Consider the following 19,951-nt stretch of genomic DNA (forward strand, 5'->3'; position numbering starts at 1 on the left):
TAGATTTTTCTATTAACTATAAATACAAACTATACTCGGAGTGGCAGTGATCGACCTCAATCTGGTCCGGGTCTTCGTGACGATTTTCGAAACCGGCAGTGTAAGCGGCGCCGCCGAGCGCTTGCATGTGACCCAACCGTCCGTGAGCTACGCGTTGTCTCGCCTGCGTACATTGCTCAACGAACCGCTGTTCAAACGCAGCCGGGATGGCATGCAGCCCACATTCCTGGCCACGCAGCTGTATGCCAAATTCCGTTACTCACTGTCGGAGATCGAGCGGGCCATTGCCCAGACCAGCCACTTCGACCCACGGGTTTCGACTCGCGGCTTTCGCCTGGCCTTGTCCGACCTGGGTGAGGTGTTCTTTCTGCCTTACATCCTCAAGGCCTTGCAGGTGCAAGCACCCGAGACCGAGCTGGAAATCATCCAGATCGACATCGACAAGCTGGGCGAGTGGCTGAGTACCGGAAAGATCGACGCGGCCATCTGTAACCGCAGCGACTCACCGCTCAATGCCAACTGTGACCTGATTTTTAGTGAGCGCTATGTGTGCCTGGTGTGTCAGGACCACCCACGCATCGGTTCGACGATGACAATGGAGCAGTACCTGGAGGAGAACCACGTTGTGGTGTCCGCATTGACCGGGCACCACGTGGTGGAGGATCGTTTGCGCGAGTCCGGCTTCGAACGCAAAGTCCGATTGCGGGTGCCGCATTTCAGTGTATTGCCGGAAGTTGTTTCCAGAAGCGACCTGCTGGTTACCCTGCCTTCACGGGTGGCGACTATGTTCGCGTCTCGCAGCCATACCCGCGTGGTGGAGCTACCTTTTAGCGTCCCCTCTATCGAAGTCAGCCTGCAATGGAATGACCATGACAGCGACATCCTTGCTCAACGGTGGTTTTGTGGGCTGTTGAAGGACACCCTGGCAGGCCTTTGAGTTCAAGCGGCTGGAACGTGACCAGCCGCCTCAGAAAAATAGACACTATCTATATTTAGTCGAAAAAATCATCTATTTGATCTATTCAAGGCGACCTCTTACTTTTGAGGCTGACGTTTTGACAGAGATAATCGCAATGGCATCCGTACACTCCACGACCTACGAACTGCTGCGTCGCCAAGGCATCACCACCGTCTTTGGTAACCCGGGCTCGAACGAGCTACCGTTCCTCAAAGACTTTCCAAAGGATTTCAACTACATCCTCGGTTTGCACGAGGGTGTGGTGGTCGGCATCGCCGATGGTTACGCACAGGCCAGCGGTACCCCCGGTTTCGTGAACCTGCATTCGGCCGCCGGCACCGGCAACGCCATGGGTGCGTTGAGCAATGCCTGGAACTCTCATTCCCCACTGATCATCACCGCAGGCCAGCAGACCCGCGCCATGGTTGGGGTGGAAGCGCTGTTGACCAACGTCGACGCCGCCAACCTGCCCAGGCCGCTGGTCAAATGGAGCTATGAGCCGGCCAGTGCCCAGGAAGTCCCGCACGCCATGAGTCGTGCGATCCATATGGCATCAATGTCGCCGCGCGGGCCGGTCTACTTGTCCGTACCCTATGACGACTGGGCACGGGAAGCCGATCCACAATCTTCCCACTTGCTTGAGCGACGGGTAGTCAGTGCCGGGTTGCCGGGCGATGCCCTTCTGGCGGATCTGCTCGAGCAAGTGTCGAACGCCCGCAACCCGGTGCTGGTACTGGGGCCAGATGTCGATGCGGCAAACGCCAATGAGCATTGCGTAACATTGGCAGAACGTCTTAAAGCCCCGGTGTGGGTCGCACCGTCGGCGCCTCGCTGCCCTTTCCCGACGCGCCATCCGTGCTTTCGTGGCCTGCTGCCGGCAGGCATTGCGGCCATTGGAAAACTGCTGGAAGGTCATGACCTGGTACTGGTGCTCGGTGCACCGGTGTTTCGCTACCATCAGTACGATCCGGGTCAGTACCTGGCTCAAGGTACGCGACTGATTGCGGTTACCTGCGACCCACTGGAAGCAGCGCGGGCACCCATGGGTGATGCCATCGTCGGTGATGTCGGCTTGATTGCTGCCGCCCTGGCCGAACGCGTAGCGCCCTCCTCCCGAGCGATGCCGACAGCGCTGCCATTACCTGAGCCGGTGGAGCAGCACGCAGGCCCGCTGCGCCCGGAGGTGGTGTTCGACACGCTCGACGAAATCGCTCCGCACAATGCCATTTACCTGAACGAATCCACCTCCACCACCGCGTTGATGTGGCAACGCCTGGCCATGCGCAATCCGGGTAGCTACTACTTCGCCGCTGCCGGTGGACTGGGGTTCGCCATGCCTGCGGCAGTGGGTGTTCAGCTCGCCGAGCCCGAGCGCCGTGTCATTGCGGTGATTGGCGATGGCTCGGCCAATTACAGCATCGCCGCCCTATGGACCGCTGTTCAATACAACATCCCGACGATTTTCATCATCATGAACAACGGGACCTATGGTGCCTTGCGCTGGTTTGCCGGCGTTCTGGAAGTGGAGAACGTACCGGGCCTGGATGTCCCGGGCATCGACTTCTGTGCCCTGGCCAAGGGGTATGGCATGCAGTCGTTCAAAGCCGAAGACCGAAGCCAATTAGAGGATGCTCTTCATCAGGCTCTAGCATTGCACGCGCCCGTATTAATCGAAGTCAGCACATTGGCGCCGCAGAGCTGAGGAGCATCATCGATGTGGAATAATGCTCCGCTGAATGTCGCCGACTATCGTGAATTGGCCCGTCGGCGCTTACCCAAAATGGTCTTCGATTACCTTGAAGGCGGGGCCGAAGACGAACAAGGCCTGCAGCACAACCGAGAGGTATTCCAGAACGTCCGATTCAAGCCGCGCCGGTTAGTGGATGTCAGCCAGCGGGACCTCTCGACCAGTCTGTTCGGCAAACGCCAGGCACTGCCGCTGTTGATCGGTCCCACCGGCCTCAATGGCGCGTTGTGGCCCCAGGGCGATCTGGCCCTGGCCCGTGCGGCAAGCCGGGCGGGCATACCTTTCGTGCTGTCTACCGCCTCTAACTTGTCCATCGAGGACCTGGCCCGACGCTGCGATGGTGAATTGTGGTTCCAGCTCTATGTGGTCCACCGCACCCTGGCCGAACAGATGGTCGAGCGCGCGCTGGCGGCTGGTTACACGACCCTCGTGCTGACCACCGACGTGGGAGTCAACGGCTACCGCGAACGCGACCTGCGCAATCAGTTCAAGATGCCGATGAGCTACACCGCGCGGGTCATGCTCGACGGTTGCCTGCATCCACGCTGGTCACTTGATCTGGTGCGCCATGGCATGCCCGAACTGGCCAACTTTGTCAGTAGTGACGCGTCCAGCCTGGAGGTCCAGGCCGCTCTGATGAGTCGGCAGATGGACGCCAGTTTTGATTGGCAGGCGTTACGCTGGCTGCGTGACAAATGGCCCCACACGTTGCTGGTCAAGGGCCTGCTGGATGCCGACGATGCGCTCCGATGTATCGCTGAGGGCGTCGACGGGGTGATTCTGTCCAACCACGGCGGACGTCAACTCGACACCGCCATCTCACCCTTCGAAGTGCTGGCTGAAACCGTGCGCAAGGTCAGCCCCCCGGTATTGATCGACAGCGGCTTCCGTCGCGGAGCCGACATTGTCAAGGCGCTGGCCATGGGGGCCGACGCGGTATTGCTGGGGCGCGCCACTCTGTATGGGCTGGCGGCGCGAGGTGAAGCCGGGGTGGATGACGTGTTGCGCCTGCTCAAGGCCGATATCGATCGAACCCTGGCCCAAATCGGTTGCCCTTGCGTCGAGCAGTTGTCGACCGAATACCTCGACCTGCCGCCTGCACCAGCACAAGCCATTTTGGTACCTGCCCGGATTCATCCACTAGAACAAGCGAGAAGCTAAAGATGTCTGCCGTCAAGATCACCGGACTCAAGTCCCGAGCTGTGAATGTTCCCCTGACGTATCCCATTCATACCGCTGTCGGCACTGTCGCCACAGCCCCGTTGGTACTGTTGGATCTGACCACCGACGCTGGTGTAACCGGGCATGCCTATCTGTTCGCTTACACGCCGGTAGCACTCAAACCGCTCAAACAGATGGTCGATGACATGGCCAGTCTGATCGTCGATCAGCCCTTGGCACCCAGTGACTTGGAACAGATGCTCAGCAAGCGCTTTTGCTTGCTGGGTTTCACTGGTCTGGTGCGAATGGCCGCCGCCGGGATCGATATGGCCGCGTGGGATGCCTTGGCCAAGACCCAGGGGCTGCCGTTGGTACAGTGTCTGGGTGGCAATCTACGGGCAGTGAAAAGCTACGACAGCCACAGCCTGGACGGTGAAGCCCTGGCAACGTCACGTGCAGTCAATGCCGCCGAAGCGGGTTTTCGCGCGGTCAAGACCAAGATCGGCTATGCCAGTCTGGCCGAGGATCTGCGTGTCATTCGTAGCATGCGCCGCGCGGTGGGTGAGGGGTTTTCCATCATGGTCGACTACAACCAGAGCCTGACCGTGCCCGAAGCGATCCGCCGGGGCCTGGCCCTGCAAGAAGAAGGCGTGGCCTGGATCGAGGAGCCGACTCTGCAATACGACTATGTCGGGCATGCACGAATCTGCGAAGCGTTGGATGTACCGATTCAGATCGGCGAAAACTGGTTCGGCCCCGAAGAGATGTACAAGGCGCTGAGCGCCGGTGCCTGCGACCTGGCGATGCCGGACATCATGAAAATCGGTGGCGTTACCGGATGGCTCCGAGCAAGTGCGTTAGCCCAGCAATTCAGCCTGCCGCTTTCCAGCCACTTGTTCCAGGAGTTCAGTGCACACTTGCTGGCGGTCTCCCCCACCGCTGACTGGCTCGAACGACTGGACATCGCCGGGGCGGTCATCGAACCGACTCTAACCTTCAAGGATGGGAACACCGTGATCCCGGACTTACCGGGTGTCGGGATTGTGTGGCGCGAAACGCAGATCGATAAGTTCAGCCTCTGAAGCACTTCCCGGGCTGACTATTAAGAATGGGAGGAACACCAATCAGTTCCGCCGCGACATTGTTAGCCGCACATCGACCTAGCACGATATCACCGCATGATCACCCTGACTCGCGCATGAGCGGCGCTCTGTCTCGGCTGGAGCGTGGCGGTATCGTCCAGAGCAGTACAGCGCCAGGTGTTCGTCGCCCTCACGGAGCAGGGCAGCAGTGTTTCGTCGAAACAAGTGCGGGATGGAAAGCAATCATCGTTATATTTTCCTACCAACCATAAGACCTCATTACACACCCTTACTCAACCAATGAGAGAGACGAAAATCCGAGCAAATCATAAGACGACTCGTCAGACCGGTGGCTCCCACAGCACTCGGTAAGCCTCGACGGCCCTTACAGCTTCAGCGCAAATGACTTCGGAAATTAGGCCGTCCTTCGCGTAACCATGCTTCATACAGGCAAAAGCGATCTCGACGGCCAGAGCAGCTACATCCGGTTCGGTTGGAAGCGTCAACGCTAGGCCAGCTCCTCGAAGCTGATTGAACGCCAATCCGGCGCTCTATCCATTTCCGGCACAATTTCAGAGAGACGCCTAGGAGAGGAATAGAACTTGCCTTCACATTTAGTGATCATCCAATGGCGCTGCAAACATGAACAACAATTTCCTGGCCCAACCGCCGAGTGCACAGCCACCTTACCTGAGCCGCATACAGACCCACGACCCCGACGAGCACGCTCGTCACCTGAGTGGCTGGCGCCTTAGTTACGATCAATTGAGTCATGGCCGCTTCGAAGGTGAACTCGACGAGTTTCGTTCGGACAAGATTCAGATGGTCCGCGACCGCTCTAATCAGGCCATGACGAAGAAAGGCGCGGGGGCTGAAGGTACGATTGCCTTCTGCGTCACGCTGAAGAACCACGATGACGTGTACTGCTCCGGACACCAGATCACCGAGCCCTGCGTGATGGTGGCGCATAGCGATAATATGCCTGAACTCAAGGTCCCGGAGATCGTCGATATCCTCTTGGTCGCCATCGATCAGGGATCGCTACAACATACACTTGAGCGTCAAGGTAGCAGCTTTCGTATTACCGATTTCCCCAAGTGTTACCCGATCGGCGATTCGCTCGCGTGGCACGAGCTAAAATGGTTGGTTACTGAACTGGCAAGGGCATCACCAAGCGGCAATGAACTTCAGCAGAAGACGATTCGCAGCGACATCAGCGATACAGTGATCATGCACCTGATCGACTTGGTCACCAGCGACGAAACACTTTCACTCAAACCGACAGCGCGCAAACGCACGGTTGACAGAGCCTGTGAGTACGCAATGAGCCACCTGGACGAACCCTTCTCAATCCTTGATCTTTGCAACAGCATTGGTGCAAGCCGACGGAAATTGCAGTATTGCTTTCAGGAGGCGTTAGGCACCAATGCCATCGCTTATCTTCGAGCACTACGCCTCAATTCAGTGCGTCGTGAGCTTCGAGAAAGCGGCACGACACAGGTAATACAGACGGTCGCGGAGCGTTGGGGCTTCTGGCATATTGGCCGCTTCTCCGTCGATTATCATACTATGTTCGGCGAACGCCCCTCTCAAACGTTAAGACGTTAATCTGTGCTGAAATTGGATATAAAAAAACATAGCCGCACAACATGATGCCCTCACTTCGCCGACCCGCATGAGGACATCCCATGAACAACAAGACAAATAACTGCACAAAACACTTCGTGGCACTCACAGTCAGCCTACTGGGCGCATGGACGTCGGCAGAGGCAACCGAGAATGGAAGCCCAACCACTACCTTCGGTGTTTATGATTTCGGGGCAGGCATGACCCCTCCGCCCACCGCAAATGGAACCGTAGGAGTACGAACCGGTTACTATTCCGCCAGGACTCTAAAGGACAGCCATGGCAACCGTTCTGACAACGATTTCTCTCTCGACATACTCAGCATCTCCGCCTCTTATTTGCGGATGACCGAGCACACCCTGTTGGGTGCCAACTACGGATTCGGTGTCGTGCTTCCATTGTTCAAGATGGACGCTGAACTCAACGTGCAGACTCCGGCCGGCCCAATGAAGCTCGAAGCCGATCCGTTTCGAATGTCTGATGCGGTCTTCATTCCATTAATACTTCAATGGAACTTATCGCCCAACTTGTTCGTAAACACATCCCTGGCCATCACAGCCCCAACCGGCGATTACGATAAGAATCGTTTGGTCTCACCCGGCCTTAACCACTGGACCTACTCGCCCGCCTTCAATGCCACCTACATCACCGATAGCGGCTTCGAGGTTTCATCAAGTTTTCAAGTCGATTTCAGCACCCGCAATAAAGCCACCGACTACAAGAACGGTATCGAGTATCGACACGAGTTCGCCGCAGGACAGCATATCGGCCCATGGACCGTCGGATTGGGAGGCTTTTATTACCGTCAAGTCAGCGACGATAACGCTCCCAATCTAACAATCGGAAACCGATCGAGAGCTCTTGCCATTGGTCCCGCAGTGGCCTATTTCAAGCCAGGACTTCCCCCTATATCGGCGCACATATACAAGGAGTTCGATGCGCGAAACCGACCTGAAGGTTACACCTTCGCCGTGCGCGTCTCGCAAAGCTTCTGAGCCTTTGGACAACGAGCCTGCAAATTCAGGCGACAGGACTTGTACCAGCGTCTCGGCACCACCCACATACACCCACATAAACCAAACACTGTCATTGTGTCTGTCGAACACCTATTACTCAAAGGGTAATCACTCGAACAGGCCAATGACCTCTCGTGAACAAAAATCAGAGAATGACACCCATAATCCCCAAGGAGCAGCTACATAATATTGAATATAAATTGGTCGCAATGATAGCCAGTCAGAACCCCAAGTGTGTTGCCGAACCGTTCGCAAAGATGAGCGCCTTCTTCCCGAAGGCGCCCTCTCGTAGTCCAATTCGCAATCGCCGAACTCTTAAAGATCCGGGCTCCAAAAGCTTCATAGACGAAACTTACACAACCAAGAGTTCGATGGTGATGAATATGTTGCAACAGAAATAGTTGCGCTCGAACTTTTTGCGCCTCCTTTCCTGCTATGAAAGAACACTATTTGGCCACTTGAAAACATCTCGATGGCGCCTGGCAATTGCATTGGGACATAATCAACCGAGATCACCTAAATCCCTCCAAAGTTTTCTACTGGTATTGACCCTATTGCAGTCCAGCGCAGATAAGCCGCGAATCCTGTTATCTCATCCGCCGATGTATGACATTTCTACTTTCGCCACACCGGCGCCGCCTGCAATTTGATCAACGTTGCCTCTTAGCTCTGAATACCGATCGGTACGCCCTTCCCAGATACTCGCGACTGTCGTGTAGATGCTGTCATCACTCCACCCGTTCCTAATCAGCGTTCGAAGGTCGTGGCCGTGCCCAGAAAACAGGCAGGAGTAGAGTCGACCCTCGGCTGATAAACGAGCGCGGTTACACTCGCCACAAAATGCATGAGTCACGCTGGAGATGACTCCAATCTCACCGCTGCCATCGAGATAGCCCCAACGTTGGGAGGTATCACCGCTGCGTTCCGAATCGAGTTGGCGTAGTGGGAACTGAGAGCTGATGACCTGGACGACATCGTCTGAGGGCATCACTTCATCCATCTTCCATTGATTCGATGTACCCACATCCATGTATTCGATGAAGCGCAGCACTATCCCTGATCCTTTGAAATGCGTAGCCATCGGTAGGATTTCCTTATCATTGGTCCCGCGCTTTACCACCATGTTGATTTTTATTGGTGACAGCCCAACTGCGTGAGCTGCATCAATCCCTTTCAAGACATCCGTCACAGAAAAGCCGACGTCGTTCATCTTCTTAAAAAGTGAATCATTTAGGGCGTCGAGGCTTACGGTGACTCTTGATAATCCTGCGTCTTTTAAAGCCCGCGCTTTCGGCGCGAGAAGGGAACCATTGGTGGTGAGGGTAATGTCGAGTTGCTCACCTTTGGGAGTGGTTAAGGAGGCTAAACGCTCAATCAAATACTCAAGGTTTTTCCTGAGCAAAGGCTCCCCTCCAGTAAGTCGAATTTTCTCCACGCCGAGCCTCACGAACACCCGAGCCACTCGCTCAATTTCCTCAAAAGATAGGAGAGAGCTTTGTTTTAGAAATGCGTGATCCCTACCGAAGGCTTTTTTGGGCATGCAGTAAACACATCTAAAATTACACCGGTCCGTTACCGAAATTCGAAGGTCCCGCAGCTCTCGTGCAAACTGGTCAGCAAGCAGACCTGTTGTAGAAACGCTGGTGATCAACGGCCTCCGAAGGAGGTCGACCGTGGGAATACGAGAGGAATGTGTGAGCATATTTTTAAGATCAGCCAAGCTTCAGGCTCCGGTCTAAACGCCCTCCGCATGAGCCCTTCGGGAATGAAGGACAAGCAACTCAGCAAACTGATAGGAACCCGAAAGCATCACCATCACTCGATGCCCTTCACCGTACCCACCGATAACGCTCTAGACCGAAGTCGCACATATTCTTAGTTTTGGTGGGAGCTGAGTGCAGGCTCACCACACCTGCACTCATCACCCTTTGCTTACAACCCTGAGCTTTCGCCAATTATTTGTATTGGATCTCAGGGGGCGTAAACACAGTCAGCGGAGGCAGCTCCCCTGTGTATTTTTCTATGTCCACAAGGCAGCTGTTTGCTGATGGCCCTTGAGCTAACGATGACGTCCCTACGTCATTGGTAACGGCATTAGGATTACCGTGAATTTCAAGACTCATAGGATCGTGGACATCCAGCATGTCGTACCAAGCCCCCGTAGCGATCTGCAAAACGTTTCGTCTTAACGCGTCGGACAAGATCACGCCTGCGAGGAAGGATCCACGATTATTGAAGACGCGCACGATATCGCCATCTACGACTCCAATTTCTTTCGCGTCTTCCGGATTTAAGCGAATTGGTTCACGGTCTTGGATTTTCGAAAGTTGGCTCGTGATGCCATGGTCAAACTGACTGTGGAGTCGCGTAGCAGGTTGGTTTGATAACAGATGGTAAGGGAACGTTTTTGCTAAAGGGCTTCCGAGATATTCGACTTTGTCGTACCACGCCGGATGCCCAACGCAGTCCTCGTAACCGAAGCCCGCAATAGTTTCTGAGAATATCTCAATTTTCCCTGACGGCGTATTCAGTGGATTGCCTACCGGGTCATCGCGAAAGCGCTCAAGAGTCTGTTTGCTATCCGAGAACATCGGGCGCAGATCTATCGGTGGGCCGTCATTGAACTCTTCGAAGCTAGGCAATGTGATGCCGACAGCTTTGGCATTCTGCTGAGTGACGCCGTACAAATGTTTGACCCATTGAGCTGCGTCGCGACCTTCTGTGAACTGTTCTTTGATGCCTAATTTTTCCGCGATGCCTGAGAAAATATCGTAGTCATTACGAGCATCAAGGTAAGGCTTAAGCGACTGGCGCATCGGTGTGAGCCAGTTGTCCATGCTACCGCCAGCGAAGTCTTCTCTTTCCAGATGTGACGTAGATGGGAGAACGATGTCAGCCAAGCGAGCCGTAGTGGTCCAATTGATTTCATGGGTGACGATGGTTTTGGGGTAGGTCCAAGCTTTGCGGAGACGGTTGATATCTTGGTGATGGTGGAACGGATTACCTCCAACCCAGTAAACCAAATCAATATCCGGGTAGGTGAGATTCAACCCGTTATACGTAAATGCACCGCCCGGATTCTCAAGCATGTCAGTTACACGGGCCAAGGGGATGTAATCCGACACAGCATTTTTCCCCTGTGGAAGCGACCCTACAGAGAAAGGAATAATACGGCGCTGCATGGTGCTCATTTTGCTCACGCCCGCTCCCATGACAACACCGCCGCCAAGTAGGCCGATGTATCCGAGCGCTGACGCTAGCGCGATCCCAGCCCAGTAAGTTTGCTCGCCGTGCTCGGCCCGCTGGACGGAAAATGAAAGACCGATCATGCAGCGCTCTGCCGCCATCAGGCGTGCCAATTTGCGTATCTCTTCCGCGTCAATTTCTGACTTGCCTTGGGCCCACTCTGCGTCCTTGGGCTGACCGTCACCTACACCCATCACATAGTCAGAGAAAATGTCGAAGCCCACGCAGTATTTGTCCACGAACGCCTGATCGACCAGGCCTTCTTGGATCAGTGTGTGTGTCAGGCCGAGCATGATGGCTACGTCACTGTTAGGACGGCACTGAATCCAGCGAGAGTTCAGGTTGCCGGCAACGTCGTCTCTGATAGGGCTAACGTTTACGACGTCAATGCCTGCTTCGGCAATAGCATTGAAGTGTGAGCGTGCGTCATGTTGGCCGGTACCTCCTGGATTCACCTGCATATTACGGGTCGCAGCACCGCCGAAATACACAATGCGTTTGCAGTGTGCAGCTACTTCCTCAGTAGTGGAGACCTCCATGCCTGCTTGGAAAGCGTTCAAGCCAAGAATATGAGGTATGAGAACCTCAGCTGCCGCGTACGAATAGGTGTCAACAGAATCTGTGTAACCGCCACAGCATCGGAGAAAACGGTGGACCTGGCTCTGCGCATGATGGAATCGGCCGGCGCTTGCCCAACCGTAGGATCCACCATAGATGGAATTATTACCCTTCGTGTCCTTTGCAGCTTGTATAGCTTCAGCTACCAGGCTTAGCGCCTCATCCCAACTCACAGCAATAAACGGTTCTTTCCCCCGTTGCTGAGTGTCGCTGGCTCTTCGATTTTCGTAATACCCCTTACGTACCATAGGTTGCGAGATACGGCAGTTTGAATCCTGGGTAGAGGCCAGAGACTGGCCGATTGGAGAGGGTTCAGAATCATTGGGAACTGGGTCAACGATGATCGCGCCGTTTTCATCACTATGAACGAAGTAATTGCCCCAGTGAGTGGCGGTCAAACGCTTTGGCGTAATGCGTGTCATTTTCGCTCCTTCATAGCTCTTTGAGCTTTTATAGATGCGGATGTAAGACCCGCGATTCTTTCACAAGCCATACTTCATTAACTTGCGACCGAGAATAAACAAAGATGAAAACGCGATTTGCAATCAGTCTATTATCTAATTACAAAACAGCCTCCACTCAAATCACACTTTAAAAACTGAGCCACAGGGACGTGACAACACTTAAAAGCTAGGCTTAAGCGGAACACTCCATTGACCCTATGACCGGCGTTTTTCAAGGTAGTTGTCGCGTCAACCGTTCAACTATGCCGCTCTTTTCTCGTCCTGCTGCTCCCGATCCGGATTCAGCATCACCGCTCCTACCGGCTCCCAGTTCCGCGTCTGGCCTGACCAACGTTATAGTTTTATACGGCAGCGATGGGGCTACCCATGGTCCATGATGTTATTGTCGATCGTTCGGCACATTTTGATAACTCATAAGCAGTCGCCTTCGGGCTATAGGTTGTTACCGAGGCGGAGCGAGTCTCCATAAGCCGAATCGGGTAAATGACTGCCGCCATCCTCCGACAGCCTGGGCCTGAAGGTACCACTTTGCGGCTGGGTTCTGTAGAGGCCGCGCTTCTGTAATTCGTGGATGATTAGTTACACAAATTTTAGATGTGCCGGGACTGATCAAGGGATTAATCATGTATCCGCTGGCGCCGGAAATGCTCGCGTGCACTTCGATTCGGTCGACTACCTTTTGCGAGGTGTCGACCAGGACCAAGATTGGCTGACTGGTACGAGCCCAGTCAGCAAACTGGATAGATGTTAGCCCTCCGAGTTAACGTTCTGAGCGATTGCGGAGTATACGTCCGGATGAGACTTCTTAAGGCGAATGGCATACAAGCCACCAATGATAAACGCCAGGACAAGCAGGTAGGGCAGAAGAATTACTACTGGGCTCTTACTTCCGGTCAGGAGATCGAAATTTCTTACGGCAAGCGACACTGCCAATGCAAGACCGATGAAGCTTACGATGGGTGCGGTTAGAGTGCGCCACCAATGAGTGCGGCCCTTGCGAAGGAAGTAAGCGATGATGGCAAGGCTGGTAAGCGCCTGAAGCGCGATGATACCAACCGTACCGAATCCGATTCCGACTGCCCCCAAGCCTAGTAGAGGATCAAGGCCAAATTCAAAGGTGATGGCGACAACGGTAACAGTGATCAGGGTAATAAGCGCACTCGCATTGTGAGGTGAGGCATGCGTCGGATGTACACGCCCTAAAAATGCTGGGAGACAGCCCTGTCGGCCAAGGGCAAAGATATAGCGACTGGCCACATTATGAATCGCAAGCAAGGTTGCGAACATGCTCGTCGAAAGAAACAGTTCCATGGTATGGGTGGCAAGCTTATTGAGGTATTGGTCCCCGAGATTGAAGTAGAGCGTTGCCAACTGACTCGTCGCGACATTCTGGACATCGCTGCCCACGGCACCAATGGTGATCCACGTGGTCACGAAATAGAACAACGCCGTGAGAAAAACAGCCCCGAAGGTTGCCAGCCCGATACTGCGCGAAGGTGAATGGGTCTCTTCGGAATACAGTGCTGCAGATTCCACGCCGATGAAACAGGTAAACGCCAACATGATGGCGATGCCCGGTGCCCCGCTGAAAACCGCGCTCAAACTGAAAACACTGACGGGAAATGCGTCTGCCCCTTTGCTCCAGATAATGCTAATGTTCAGTGCAATCAGCACGGCGAATTCGACCGCCAGCAGAATGGCGAGCATGCGCGAGCTGAAATCGATCTGCCGATAGCCAAGGATCGCCGCGAGTACCACAGCAACTATTGCCGGCACTATCCAGTGCACGTTGATACCGAATAGATCGCTTAACGCAACCTGTGTAAAGAAAGCCACATAACCAACGACCCCACACACGAAAACCGTGTAGGAGAGTATCGCCAGGAAGGCTGAGCCAAGCCCCAATACACTACCGAAGCCACGGGCTACATAAGCGTAGAATGCACCAACATTCACCACCTCCTTGCTCATCGCGTTATAGCCGACCGTAAAAAAGCCCAGAATGACGGCGACTCCCGCGAAAGTGAGTGGTACCCCCAGTCCATTACCAAAAGCAAAGGCGATGGGAACGACACCCAGTACCGCCGCCATCGGTGCCGCTGCAGCGATGATCAGAAAAATAAGACGCAATGTACCTAGGCTCGGGCGGAGCGTATCGGCTTCCTCTGTTGGGAGGCTGGTTCCCAAGCTGTCCAGAATACTTCTGTTTTCAACTTTCATCGCATTCTCCGCGTGCAGCGACTCCAAATCAGGAGCACTACTAAGATTTATCGGTTTTATTGGCTTCAATGACGGGATCACGATGACTGGCCATTTTAAAGTCAGCGCGCAGGCCCGTTGACAGTGCCTTTGTCCTATATCCATTGTTTCCTTCTGAAATAAACTCAGAAGTCGAAGTCCGATAGATCTATCCTACGTAGCCTGGAATGCTAGCGTTAGCCGGAATTGGCACAACATGCCTTGATGCGAACGGGACCAATGCCAGCTTTTGTTTTTAAAGCGGGTGGAAGATAGCTCCCGCTCGGCGCCGTTCACGATGGAACGGCGCCATCACCCAGCGGAGTCACTATGTCCACTATTAAGCTCTATCACTTCCCCCGTTCTGGTCACGCACATCGCGTGGAACTGATGTTGTCGCTTCTGCCGCACACCTTCCGCGGCAACAGCTCCCGTCACAGATCGGAACATCCAATAAAACTTCAGAATAAAGTAGAGCCACGTAAACTTTCGCTCCGCATATATGCATATGAGGCCTCCCTCAGTCAGCCGCGCACTCGTATGGATGAGTTAACCATCGTCGCTTCGAGCTTAATACATCCACACCAATCAATGTGGTTTGCCAAACTCGCAGCTATTTCCTCATTACCGCAAGGATGCGCCTTGCGTATCCGGAAAAGACGGCAAACTGAAAGTCCGTTGACTACTTGCTAAAGCTCGACGGCAACACCGTGCTGCGAACTAGCTTGCCAGCTGGATCCCCCGCATGGCGGTGCCGCCGAGAAGCTATCTATTTCTGGTGATTGCAGTGCGGGCCGCACTCGTGATCCGCTGAGCGGAGAGTCGTGGACCTCTTCAGGGATTGCAAGCGCTCAGGAGGCAGCTCGGCCTCGTCTAGACGAGGAAGAATGCTCGTATCAAATACATCCTTCCCACCCAGCACGGTTCGTAGTACTTGCGTCTTGGGCAACGCATCAAGGGTGCAGGTGAGCGGATTCTGATCGACAATGACCAAGTCCGCCTTATACCCAGGTCTCAACGCTCCAATACCGGCCCACTGCATCAACTTGGCGTTATTGGTCGTCCAACCGTCCAGCGCCTGTTGTCTAGTGATGGAATAGCCCGGGCCGTCGTGCCGGTATCCGGAGCCCGCAAACTCGCGTGTCTCCGCGAGCGCCAGGTGCTCGAATACGCTTGCAGGTCCCCAGTCGCTGCCCAAACCGATGTTGGCGCCTGAAGCGAAGATCTTTCCGAAGGGAGAGAGTTCCTTGAGTACTTGCTCTCCCATGCGCTGCCGGTACATATCGCCCTTTCCGAAGCAGAAGCTCATGGTGCCGGAAAAATGGAATTGCAGCTCGGCATAGCGCTCGATCGTGGCGTCATCAATGAAAATGTTGTGCTGCATGACCCATTCCCTTGCACCTACATTCCAGTCGGCGAGGAATGGCTGGAGATTCTCGAGGAACCGCCGATGATCGCGACCGCTCGTCGGCATGAAATTCAAGCGGAGATCATTGCGCAGGCAATAGTCGATCGCTTCACGCTCAATATCCCCTGAAATAAACGAGCGTCCGCGCGTTGGCCGCCCAAAGGGGTCGCTGTAGGTGCGGTCGGTCGGCATGTGGCCCGTCCAGCCGGGCCCGCCGACACCGAGCGTCATGCCGTTGACACGAAACAGCGGATCGACGTTCTGTGTCAAACTCGCTGCCAGCGCAAACCGGGCCCGAATGCCATCGTCGGTCAACCCCATGCCGAAATCGAACGCGACAGACTCTACCTCCAGCGCCGCCAGGACACGCATGTTCAGGCTTCCTTCATCCCGCGCGCGTTGATAAGCGGAGATGTGCTCCGGCTCCATCGCGTGGCCCTCGTAGGCGGCGGTAATGCCTCGCTGCGCGGCTGATAACTGCCCCGCCATCGCCCCCTGGTACCAGAGGTCGTCGCTCGGACGCATCACCTGCGCAAGCACGCGCGTCAGCCAGAATCGGCTGCTATTGTAGTAATTGGTCACGTAGCCACTGAAGATGCCCGTCAGTTCGCCGTTCGCGTCTTTTTCGACGAACACATCGTCGATGAAATCCGGCAGATCGCGCGTAAACCCTAGCACCTGTAGCGCCTTCGAATTCATGGCGCAGACATTGGGCAAAGTCGGCGCGAAGGCCTGAATCCAAACGGGGTGATCCGGGGCAGCGGCGTCCAGTTCATAGCGGTTAGGTAGGCGGCCTTCAGGCAGATCACGCCAGGAGCGGCGGATAAAATAGTGCGGCTCGCCTACCGGCGTGGTGACAATCCATTCGCCACGCGGAGTGACAGCAGCACGCTCGCGGAGGCGAGTTCGAATGTCGTCGTGGTCGCGAGCATCGTACAGCTTGACGCACGACACATCGAAGCTCCCGTAATGCAGAAAGTGCGGGTGATTGTCGATCAACCCGGGCATCACGCAGGCCCCATCAACATCGATTTTCCTCGACATAGAACCTGCTAGTGCCCGCATATCTTCGAGCGAACCAGTGGCCAGCACGGTATCGCCTTCGAGGACCAAGGCCTCATGTGTTTCACGCCGTTCGTTCTGGGTTAGAACAGAACCGCCGAAAATCAGGGTACGTTGCAACGATTGGGACATGCTGCTGCCTCCTTAAGTAATCGTTCTTTGTTCGGGGCTCGATACCCCAGGTTTTCTAGCCCCCCTGCTGAAGCCATTCCCCAAGCGCGCTGGTTAATATGTCGGCGCGGCCTTGCGAGCCGAAGAAGGTGCAGGGAGATCGCAGACAAGCCGACCACGAAGTGCACGTGCAGACACTTTGGTTTCTGGGGCTCAGATTGACTAACGATGATGCAAAGTTAATCGTGATGAACGCATGGCGTTAGCCGATTTTGGCACAGCGAGAAACACTGGACTGAGGGTGCCTTGATTCAGGATTACTGGTCAGAAATCGAGGGCAGAGTCAATGATTGCGAGCTGCCAGAGCAACTGCCTTGGTCGCACCGCGTCAGATAGGGCCATGCGCCCACCAGGTTGGTAACTGTCAGTAATAACAGAGTCGCCAACGGGATAGTTCTTTCCGGAAAAACACCGGGAAGGAGCTTGGCGATCACCGCATCAACAAAAAACATCTCCGCCGGTATCGCCAGCATTGCCACTACTACGTAACCTGCGAATACCGCAACGATTGCAGGAAAGTGACCGGGAGCTTTGTATAGGTGCCTAGCGTCCCTGTATTAGGAAACATCAAGGCCAGCTCAGCCCTATCCATGAAATACCGTTACACTTCGTTCTCGATCAGGCTTGACTTGGGACATTGGTTTGAATGCAGGAAGGCTCACCCCGACGAACTTCTCGAAAGTTCGAATGATCTCGGCATATTCAATCTCTTGAACGATGAGCACGATTCGCGAGCGGTGATCCGTCGATGGCCACTTTGCAAGCCGTTTCAATGGATGGAAGATTTGCTGTACACCATGAATAACAATGGGCTGATCTGGATGTTCGACCACCCGCACTATTCCCTTCACTCGCAGCAGGTTTTCCCCCCTCACCGACGCAATGAGTTCCAACCAATAGGCGAGGCGTTCCTGTTCAACTGGCTGATCCAGAATCAGGAAGTGAGACTGAACCTTGCCTTCGTGGTAGCTCTCACCGCCTCGCCTCTGGGCTTGCTCCATGTAAGCGTCAACGTCGAGCACGTCGTGTCGTGTAGTGCAGTCTTCGTGCCCTAGCACATCGGCCGCATCTACATGCCCCTTGATAACCCGCTTGAAATCAGCCGCAGGATTTATGCCCCGCAACCTGGCCTCCAGTGCTGCAATAGCTTGACCAGACGCCAGATCGGTTTTGGTCAACAGCAACCGATCCGCCAGAGTTACCTGCGCGACAGCCTCAACGTGCCGATCAAGGGTACTTGCACCATTAACCGCATCCACTGTAGTGACAACCTGTTGGAGGCGATAACGCTGAATGATCTCGGGATCGATCATAAAGGTCTGCAACACCGGTACCGGATCCGCGAGCCCCGTGGTTTCAATGACTACACGGCTGAATGACGAAAGTTCTCCGTTCTCCCGCCGGTCGTGCAGGTCCACCAAGGTGTCAACCAAATCACCACGTATAGTGCAACACACGCATCCGCTCTGCGGCAATCGCAGGTTCTCACTCACCTGTTCGACAAGGAGATGATCAATTCCAATTTCTCCGAACTCGTTGATGATGACCGCCGTATCGGCGAGCTCGGGCAGGTGCAACAAGTGATTCAGGGTCGTGGTCTTTCCACTGCCGAGAAAACCGGTCAACAGCGTGACCGGCACCCGGGCATCAGTCGCATCGCTCATGCCTGGGCCTCATACACCAAATTGCCGGCGAAGTAGGTCTGCAGGACTTGGGTCTGTGCCAATTGGTCGACTTGGATCTCAAACAGGTAACGATCAAGCACAATGAAATCGGCGGACTTACCCACTTCCAGTGAGCCGGTTTCATCGCCGAGGCCCATCGCCGTAGCAGGACCAATGGTGTAGGCACGCAACGCGGTGGGCAGGTCCAATCCCTGCTCGGGCCACATTTCTCCAGGGAACGCTCCACTTGGATCACGCCGAGTGATGATGGCTTGCAGGCTGATCCACGGGCTCGGATCAGGCACCACCGGCCAATCCGAGCCAACGGCGAGCAAAACCCCAGCTTCATCCATGGAGCGATTCGGATAAGACCGCGTTGAGCTGGTCAACAATCACCCCAGGGCACCAGAGTATCGGCGAAAGGTCAGCAACGATGTTCAGCTCTTTGAAGCGCGCGATGTCACTGTCGTGCAAGTAACCAGCATGGGCGATCTGATGCTGGCGATTGCCACCGTTGAAGGTGCGCACCACTTCAAAGGCATCAAGTGCTACGCGTACCGAACCATCGCCGGTGCAATGGATCTTCAGACTGACATCAGCCTGTTCGCATTCAGCTATCACTCGCGCCAACTGTGGCACTGTCAGGAAGGTCGCACCGCGGAAGCAGCAGCCGTGCAAAGTATCGGGTAGATAAGGCTCCAACATCGATGCAGTGCGGGTGGTGGGCACGCCATCGAGGAAGATCTTGCCGAATTCAGGACGGAAGTATTCGCTGCGGTAATGGTCACGCAGTTCAAATAACTCCTTTCCCCATTGTTCGGAGGCAAGAGGTCCTCCTTCCAATACAGGCAAGGAGCCGACGACCCAGGCGGTCAATTGTCCGCGATCAGCCACAGTCTTGATCGCGTCCATCATCATCCGCGCGGTCAGAGCATCCTGAAGCCCGGTGACACCTAGAGCATTCATGCGTTTGATCGCATGAACGGCCGCAGCGACGTCGAGTTCCGGCTCTTTTGCCTATTACCGGGACACCGTAGCCTCAGCCAGAGCGGAAGCGGTTTCCAGCAACAAGCCGGTAGCCTCACCGGTTTGCGGATGCCTCGCAATGGTTCCGTTGGGAGGATTGGGGGTGTTGTCGTCAATACCACAAGCCTTCAATCCTGCAAGGTTAAGCCAGCGGTTGTGATGGGAATCATCTCGCAGCATGACCGGACGTCCAGCGGATGCCTCATCTAGACGAAGGCGCGCCTCGTAGGTCAGCTGATCAAGCAACGTACTGCCCCAAATACCACCGACGATCCACCGACGATCCACCGATCCTGCGGACGATCTTTGGCTGCATCGCGAACCATTTCAATGATCTGGTCGAGATTGGCAGTCGGCGGAAAATTCACCTCGTATAGCTCGGCCCGACCTGCAAGGACGAAGTGGCTATGGACGTCCATCATGCCGGGCATCACCATTTTCCCTTGCAGATCGATCACGCTGGC

13 protein-coding genes and 3 pseudogenes are annotated in these 19,951 nt (G+C 55.0%); 7 read left to right on the forward strand and 9 right to left on the reverse strand.

The features are described from left to right. Positions 1-40: 40 nt before the first annotated feature. The 6 genes from ACA067_RS16950 (at position 41) to ACA067_RS16975 (ending at position 7,569) form a co-directional block, all read left to right on the forward strand. Positions 41-937, forward strand: coding sequence for a LysR family transcriptional regulator (locus ACA067_RS16950; protein WP_497457639.1), 897 nt, complete (start codon positions 41-43; stop codon positions 935-937). A 136-nt stretch (positions 938-1,073) separates the two neighbouring features. Beyond that, complete coding sequence (gene mdlC, locus ACA067_RS16955; protein ID WP_497457640.1) at positions 1,074-2,660, forward strand: benzoylformate decarboxylase; 1,587 nt, start codon at positions 1,074-1,076, stop codon at positions 2,658-2,660. 12 nt (positions 2,661-2,672) lie between these two features. After that, a complete protein-coding gene (locus ACA067_RS16960) occupies positions 2,673-3,866 on the forward strand; it encodes an alpha-hydroxy-acid oxidizing protein (protein WP_497457641.1) in 1,194 nt (397 codons plus the stop codon). A gap of 2 nt (positions 3,867-3,868) precedes the next feature. Continuing rightward, on the forward strand, positions 3,869-4,948 hold the full coding sequence (locus ACA067_RS16965; RefSeq protein WP_497457642.1) for an enolase C-terminal domain-like protein: 1,080 nt from the start codon (positions 3,869-3,871) through the stop codon (positions 4,946-4,948). Positions 4,949-5,590: 642 nt separating this feature from the next. Next, positions 5,591-6,556 carry a helix-turn-helix domain-containing protein gene (locus tag ACA067_RS16970; protein ID WP_497457643.1) on the forward strand — a complete coding sequence of 322 codons (966 nt, stop codon included), beginning with the start codon at positions 5,591-5,593 and terminating at the stop codon, positions 6,554-6,556. Between the two features lie 80 nt (positions 6,557-6,636). Beyond that, positions 6,637-7,569 (forward strand): SphA family protein, encoded by a 933-nt coding sequence (locus tag ACA067_RS16975; RefSeq protein WP_497447583.1) that lies wholly within the window; start codon positions 6,637-6,639, stop codon positions 7,567-7,569. A 613-nt stretch (positions 7,570-8,182) separates the two neighbouring features. Here ACA067_RS16975 and moaA read toward each other — a convergent pair. From moaA to ACA067_RS16995, 4 genes and pseudogenes are all read right to left on the reverse strand, one after another. Further along, positions 8,183-9,292, reverse strand: coding sequence for a GTP 3',8-cyclase MoaA (gene moaA, locus ACA067_RS16980; RefSeq protein WP_497462793.1), 1,110 nt, complete (start codon positions 9,290-9,292; stop codon positions 8,183-8,185). Positions 9,293-9,545: 253 nt separating this feature from the next. Further along, on the reverse strand, positions 9,546-11,876 hold the full coding sequence (locus ACA067_RS16985) for a molybdopterin-dependent oxidoreductase (protein ID WP_497457644.1): 2,331 nt from the start codon (positions 11,874-11,876) through the stop codon (positions 9,546-9,548). A 474-nt stretch (positions 11,877-12,350) separates the two neighbouring features. After that, positions 12,351-12,657, reverse strand: a pseudogene (locus ACA067_RS16990) (LLM class flavin-dependent oxidoreductase); the annotation flags it as partial. Between the two features lie 8 nt (positions 12,658-12,665). Next, the gene (locus ACA067_RS16995; RefSeq protein WP_497457645.1) at positions 12,666-14,138 is read right to left on the reverse strand and encodes an APC family permease; all 1,473 of its coding nucleotides are present in this window, start codon (positions 14,136-14,138) and stop codon (positions 12,666-12,668) included. A gap of 348 nt (positions 14,139-14,486) precedes the next feature. On the opposite strand from ACA067_RS16995, the pseudogene ACA067_RS17000 reads away from it, so the two are divergent. Further along, a pseudogene (locus tag ACA067_RS17000) lies at positions 14,487-14,561 on the forward strand (glutathione S-transferase); the annotation flags it as partial. A 364-nt stretch (positions 14,562-14,925) separates the two neighbouring features. On the opposite strand, the gene ACA067_RS17005 reads toward ACA067_RS17000, so the two are convergent. From ACA067_RS17005 to ACA067_RS17025, 5 genes and pseudogenes are all read right to left on the reverse strand, one after another. Beyond that, positions 14,926-16,758, reverse strand: a complete 1,833-nt coding sequence (locus ACA067_RS17005) for an amidohydrolase (protein WP_497457646.1) — start codon at positions 16,756-16,758, stop codon at positions 14,926-14,928. 623 nt (positions 16,759-17,381) lie between these two features. Further along, complete coding sequence (locus ACA067_RS17010; RefSeq protein ID WP_497457647.1) at positions 17,382-18,461, reverse strand: CobW family GTP-binding protein; 1,080 nt, start codon at positions 18,459-18,461, stop codon at positions 17,382-17,384. Continuing rightward, the gene (locus tag ACA067_RS17015; RefSeq protein WP_497457648.1) at positions 18,458-18,814 is read right to left on the reverse strand and encodes an amidohydrolase family protein; all 357 of its coding nucleotides are present in this window, start codon (positions 18,812-18,814) and stop codon (positions 18,458-18,460) included. Before ACA067_RS17015 ends, ACA067_RS17010 begins: the two co-directional genes overlap by 4 nt. Further along, positions 18,807-19,775 (reverse strand): annotated as a pseudogene (locus ACA067_RS17020) (amidohydrolase family protein). The gene ACA067_RS17015 and the pseudogene ACA067_RS17020 overlap by 8 nt, the downstream one beginning before the upstream one ends. Further along, the gene (locus ACA067_RS17025; RefSeq protein WP_497457649.1) at positions 19,718-19,945 is read right to left on the reverse strand and encodes an amidohydrolase family protein; all 228 of its coding nucleotides are present in this window, start codon (positions 19,943-19,945) and stop codon (positions 19,718-19,720) included. Before ACA067_RS17025 ends, ACA067_RS17020 begins: the two are co-directional and overlap by 58 nt. Positions 19,946-19,951 lie beyond the last annotated feature (6 nt).

This window comes from Pseudomonas sp. LBUM1674, from assembly GCF_059695635.1.